Below are 6,174 nucleotides of genomic sequence, written 5' to 3'. Positions count from 1 at the left end.
ATCAAATAATTCTTCCAACTGCTGATCTGCTTGAAGGTGTAGTCTGCGTTCCTTTTCTAAAAGTTTCTCTAATTCTTCAATTTTTTGTATATATTTAACTACATCATCATGTTGGTCGTTATTCAGCACGATGACCCTCCCCCGATCACTTTATACGAGTGGTATACGTTATTTTACCATGTTTTTGCAAAGCTTGATGAGGGCTCACAGAATATTACAGAAATAAAAAACAGCGGAAATTCAATAAAATGATTCCCGCTGTCAGGCATCTCATGATACCCGGAGATATCAGCTGGCCTGCTCCTTTTTCTTGGCGGAGCGCTCCCGTTCGGTTTTATCTAGGATCATCTTTCGCAAACGCAGCGATTGTGGGGTGACTTCCAGTAATTCATCATTATTTATGAATTCCAGGCATTTTTCCAGGGTCATATTTAAGGGCGGGATCAAACGCAAGGTTTCGTCACTACCTGAGGCACGGGTATTGGTAAGCTGCTTTTTCTTGCACACATTAACGGTAATATCCTGGCTGCGCGCATTCTCGCCTACTATCATACCGGCGTAAACGCTCACCCCGGCATCTACGAATAGCGTGCCGCGTTCCTGAGCGTTGAAAAGGCCGTAGGCTACGGTGACGCCGCTCTCCGAGGCCACCAGCGAACCCCGGTTGCGGGTGGCGATATCCCCCTTAAAAGGCTGATAGGCTTCAAAACAATGGTTCATGATGCCATTACCCTTGGTATCAGTCAAAAATTCTGAACGGTAGCCGATCAGACCACGGGAGGGAATCAAGAATTCCAATTTGGAAGTGCTGCCGGTTCCATTGTTCATAGTCAGCAACTCCCCTTTGCGCCTGCCCAGGCCTTCTATCACGGTTCCGACATATTCATCCGGAACCTCAATAAAGACCTGCTCTACAGGTTCGTGAATCACGCCGTGAATGGTTTTAAGGATAACCTCGGGGCGGGTAACCGCAAATTCATAGCCTTCCCGGCGCATCGATTCTATTAAGATAGACAGATGCAGTTCACCGCGGCCTGATACTTTAAAACAATCCGGGCTGATCTCCTCTACTCTTAAAGAGACATTGGACAGTAATTCTCGATTGAGGCGATCCCTGACATGGCGGCTGGTAATATAGTTTCCCTCCAGGCCGGCCATGGGGCTGTTGTTGATTACAAAATTCATGGAGATGGTAGGCTCATCAATAGCCACAAAAGGAACCGGGTCAATACTGTCGCTCGCACAGAGGGTGTCCCCAATGGTTATGTCCTCTATACCGGAAACAGCCACGATTTCACCCGTCACAGCCTCAAGGGTTTCGATTTTTTTCAGGCCTTCAAAGGTGTATAAGGTATTTATCTTGACCCGTTTTGTCTTGCCGTCAGGATTGCAGAGAATAGCCTCCTGGCCTTTATGCAACACCCCCCGGCTGATCTTGCCCACCCCTATACGGCCTACATAATTATCGTAATCTATGGAAGATATCATCATTTGCAGGGAAGCTTCCGAATCACCTTGCGGCGCCGGGATTTGCGCAATGATCACATCCAGTAAGGGCTTCATGTCTGCCGCGTCGTCTTCAAGGCCGAGCTTGGCATAACCCTCTTTGGCCGAGGTATAGACCACCGGAAAGTCAAGCTGGTCTTCATCGGCTCCCAGATCTATGAATAGATCCAGTATTGAATCAACTACTTGGAGAGGCCTGGCCCCGGGGCGATCGATTTTGTTGACTACCACTACGGGTTTTAGCCCGGCCTCCAGAGCTTTCCGCAGTACGAAACGAGTCTGCGGCATCGAACCTTCAAAAGCGTCTACCAGCAGCAAAACCCCATCCACCATTCTGACGATTCGTTCCACCTCGCCGCCGAAATCGGCATGGCCGGGTGTATCCACAATATTAATGCGGGTGTCGCCATAAATAATACTGGTATTCTTTGATAATATGGTAATGCCGCGTTCCCGCTCCAGATCGTTGCTGTCCATGACCCTTTCTACCAACGTCTGATTGCTGCGGAAATAGCCGCTGTATCTCAATAATTTGTCCACCAGGGTGGTTTTGCCATGATCTACATGAGCGATTATGGCGATATTTCGCAAGGAATTAGGCTGCACTTTAATCGACCTCTCATACTATTACTCCAGGTTAAATTCCCTGGCACCTGAAAACTACGTCTAAACTGCACGACGTCCTATTATATCACAGAGAATCCTGCTAAGCCAGCAAACACAAAATTGCTGTGGTTTCAGAAAATAAACCGTCCCCGCTGGCGCGCCATGAACCGTCCTCCCGCCTTATTCTGTTTAAGCAGGAATATCTGCGCTGAATAGTTAATTTATGTAATTATAAAGGATGAGGGGGTCGAGTTGGGTGACAAAAGAAAATGAGGATCGTTTTATTACCTTGTCTCTGGCTTTTGAGGTCTATGGACGGGAAACCGAGGAACTCAAAAATGAAGGCTATATGATCAGTTTCTGCTGTGTGACTCCCAAGGGTGAAGAATTTATTAATAAATATATAGAAGATCATAAACACGCAGTCCTGGATTCGATGCGAAAAAACCACTGCAGTCTCTGTGAGGTACAGGAAGAGCTTAATTTCCAGAACTACCTCACTATTGTCAAGATCTGTGACCGCCTGTGCGAGGATGGCTATCTGGTAAATAGCGGCGGCTATGATTATCGGCTTAAAGACTGAGCCGCTTATAACTCAATTTTTTGAGATAATGTTGGTTTGCCTGTGGCCGAAGTGAAGAATAAGATGTCAGCGAAATAATAAAAAAATAAATGCCAGCCGGGGATTTGGAGAGCGGGACCCGGCTGGCTATGCAGTTATATGAAGGGTGCCTTTAACCCCCCATTCAGATAACTCAGGGGAATTTCGAATTCAGGAAATCCGGCCGCATAAGGGGCGATTTCATAAAGACTGAAATAAATCACCAGTTTGGAGTCGGTGAGGTAGAAGGGCTGCTCATCGGAAATACCGTTGAAACCCATGTCACCGCTGGGGAAAAAGTCGCCTGGACGATTCGTGATCTCTTTTTGAATGAACTGGTCGATGGCTTCTTTGTACTCATAATCAGTTGTAAACAGATCGGCCAGGGCAATGTCCGCGCCGGTTGTAAGGTCGATGTTATAGGCGATGCGTTCGGTCATCCCATGCGCCCCGCCAGTGTACTGGTAATAGTCTATATACATGCTTAAGAAGCTATCCTCCAAAGTCATAACCTGATAGCTGGTCATTACTTCATAGGGGAAAACCGGAGCACCTGCGTTTTCCCGGTCTTCAACGTATGCCTCTAAGCCGGCTGCCAACCCTTCGGCAAATTCCTGGGCCTCACCCAGCCAGCGATCGTTAAGGGCTGACTCCACTTCCTGATCCGCCAAACCGCTGATGGCAGGAACCATCAAACTGGTTTTCATGTTCTCGGATTGATTTTGGATGGTCCTGGTATTTATGCTTACCGTTTTACCGGCTTCCTGATCATTTCCGGAGAGGTTTCCGTCTGGGAGCTGGAGTTTTATGACCTTAGAACAGTTGACAAGCACCTGGGCCAGTTCAGCCCTTGTCATGGTATCTTGAGGCCGAAAATACCCATTATCCCCTTTCATAATATCAGTGTTGGTTACGAAGGCCACGGCATTGACATCAACTGGAGGGATACTGTCCATATCGTCATAGACGGGCAGCATCATGATCATGGGAACACTGATTTTTTTGGCTGTAAAGCAGTTTTGAATGGCCTTGGCCATCTCCAGCCGGGTTATATCCCGCTGGGGATAAAAGTGCGGGCTGTCTTCGAAAATGCTATTTACGGCACATAGTGCAACTGCCTCAGCATACCAGGACTGATTGTCAACATCCTGGTAATAATCACTGGCCAGCGGTTGTTTGAAGAATTGTTTGTCGCCATAGTCAAGGTCAAACATCCTCACCAGGACAGCGGCAGCCTGGGCTCTGGTAACCGTTCCCTGGGGGGCAAATATGTGATATCCTTGGCTGTTGGCCCCCATGCCCTGCATCCATCCCTGGGCAAGCGCCTCATTGATGGCGGTTTTACCCCAATGTTCCTGGATGTCTGTGAAGTCCCCGGGTTGCAGCCGGGCTGACGCCGCTGAGGAACTGGTCAGGACAAATAATATACCGAGCATTACAGTCAGAATCTTCTTGGACATGTAATCCCCCTCCGTTATTATCGATTTGCCTACTTATACGCCCCGGGCATCAAAACCTTGCATGGCAGCAAAATAACTAATGTTTATACTCGAAAAGGGGCATACCTATAAAGATTGTGTTACAATTTTGAGACTCAACTGAAAGTAAATCCGCCTTCAAAGAGTACGTCTTGACAAAAGCAGGAATACTAGTGATACAGTTTCTACATAGGAGAATGCCGTACCAGGTACAAGTAGATTGACATCAAGACCGCCTCTGGTATAATTAATCTGTTTATATAATAACAATACGGTAGGGACGAGGTTTCCAGGGATTCATTTAGCGGCGGCGGGGGTATCAACCCCAAAGATATTTTTGTTGTTTGACCAGGATAAAGAGGGTTTTTTTACCTTCTTGGAGAAGATATTTTAGTCTTTGTTATACTAAAATATGTTGTAACCGGAAAACTTTTCTGGTAGGTTGGAGGGAGTAGGTCGGCTTTTATTTGTTGTTTTTGAGCATTCTATGGATTGGCATCTATAAAATGCTACCTTAAGAGACAAACTGTGAATGACATATAGGGAGGAGTCTTACGCTTTGTTTTTTGAAAGCTGGCTGTTTTATTTGCTAACGGCGCTGGTAGCCGTAACTGAAGCAGTAGTTTTGTTGGTATTATTTTATTATTACTATGTTTCTATCGCTGGGTGGCGCAAGCATCCAGAGGAAAAAGACTATGTGCCCGTTAAAAAGTTCGCCCTGATCACCGCAGCTCATAATGAAGAGGCGGTTATTAAGTATCACCTGGAAAGTCTCAAGCAGATTAATTATCCCAAGGATCTCTTTGATATCTACGTTATAGCCGACAACTGCACCGATAACACCGCGGCCATCGCCCGCCAGGAAGGCGCCAGGGTATATGAACGCTTCTCCAATCAACGCGGCAAGGGGTACGCTCTGGAGTGGATGTTTAACCAGCTGTTTGAAATGGAAAACGAACGTACATACGATGCGATTTGCTTGTTCGATGCCGATAATGTGGTTTCTTCAAACTTTTTATTGGAAATGAACTCCAAGCTTAAGAAGGGTTATCGGTCCATTCAAGGCTACCTTGACACTAAAAACCCCAACGACTCCTGGGTCACCGCCTGTTACGCAACTGCCTACTGGTCGATGAACCGCATGTGGCAGCTGGCCCGCTACAACCGTGGTCTTTCCAATGCTATGGGCGGAACCGGCGTCTGTTTGGAGTACAACCTTCTGAAAGAGTTTGGCTGGGGAGCGACCTGTCTTACCGAAGACCTGGAATTCACCATGAAGCTCCTGCTCCACGGGATAAAGACTTCGTGGGCCCATGACGCTCATGTATATGACGAAAAACCGGTCTATTTTTCCCAGACCTGGCGGCAGCGTACCCGCTGGCTGCAAGGCCACTGGGATGTAGCCTTCCGTTATATGATCCCTTTGTTGAAAAAGGGCATCCGCGAGAAAAAATGGTATCCCATAGACGGCGCTATTTACCTTTTTCAACCGATTGCCATCACCATTATGTTGTTTAACATCATTCTGGGAGGCGCCCATTGGATATCTCCGCAGCCTATCTACGCGTCGCCGATCACTGCCATGGCCCCTAATTGGTTCTGGTGGAGCTTCGGAATTCTCGGCTACTGCTATCCGATGTTGGGATTGATCCTGGAAGGCGCGCCGCGCAAGGCTTATTTCTATTACCTGACATATCCCATCTATGGATTCACCTGGTTCCCGGTTACTATCTGGGGCTTGTTAAAACATAGTAACCAGACGGAATGGGCTCATACCAAACATATGCGCGGCATCTCCATCAGCAGCATAGAATCGCCGGTCAACCAGGCGCCTATGGAAGTAGCGGTTACCGAGGAAAGCGATGATGTGGTAGATCTTTCCCAACGCGAGGCGCGGCCGCGGCGCAGCTCATCCAAACGCCGCAATAAGCCGGGCAAACATTATGTTCCGGTCAAAGATAGCCTCGACCTGGAAAAAGCGGT

The 6,174-nt window shown here is 47.6% G+C and carries 4 protein-coding genes; 2 read left to right on the top strand and 2 right to left on the bottom strand.

Features of this window, described 5'->3' with window-relative positions:
• Positions 1-288: 288 nt before the first annotated feature.
• On the bottom strand, positions 289-2,118 hold the full coding sequence (gene typA, locus B3W37_RS13190) for a translational GTPase TypA (protein ID WP_483176105.1): 1,830 nt from the start codon (positions 2,116-2,118) through the stop codon (positions 289-291).
• A 250-nt stretch (positions 2,119-2,368) separates the two neighbouring features.
• Between typA and B3W37_RS13185 the strand changes: the two genes are divergently transcribed.
• Complete coding sequence (locus tag B3W37_RS13185; protein WP_483169404.1) at positions 2,369-2,695, top strand: hypothetical protein; 327 nt, start codon at positions 2,369-2,371, stop codon at positions 2,693-2,695.
• A gap of 134 nt (positions 2,696-2,829) precedes the next feature.
• On the opposite strand, the gene B3W37_RS13180 is transcribed toward B3W37_RS13185, so the two are convergent.
• Complete coding sequence (locus tag B3W37_RS13180) at positions 2,830-4,173, bottom strand: S-layer homology domain-containing protein (protein ID WP_483176102.1); 1,344 nt, start codon at positions 4,171-4,173, stop codon at positions 2,830-2,832.
• Between the two features lie 577 nt (positions 4,174-4,750).
• Here B3W37_RS13180 and B3W37_RS13175 point away from each other — a divergent pair.
• Positions 4,751-6,174 (top strand): glycosyltransferase family 2 protein (locus tag B3W37_RS13175; protein WP_483176101.1); only part of this gene is annotated, 1,424 nt, incomplete at its 3' end.

The sequence above is a fragment of the Syntrophomonas sp. UBA5494 genome, from assembly GCF_002426325.1.
The sequence above is the reverse complement of the archived record's forward strand: the minus strand, read 5'-3'. Positions and strand labels throughout refer to the sequence as shown.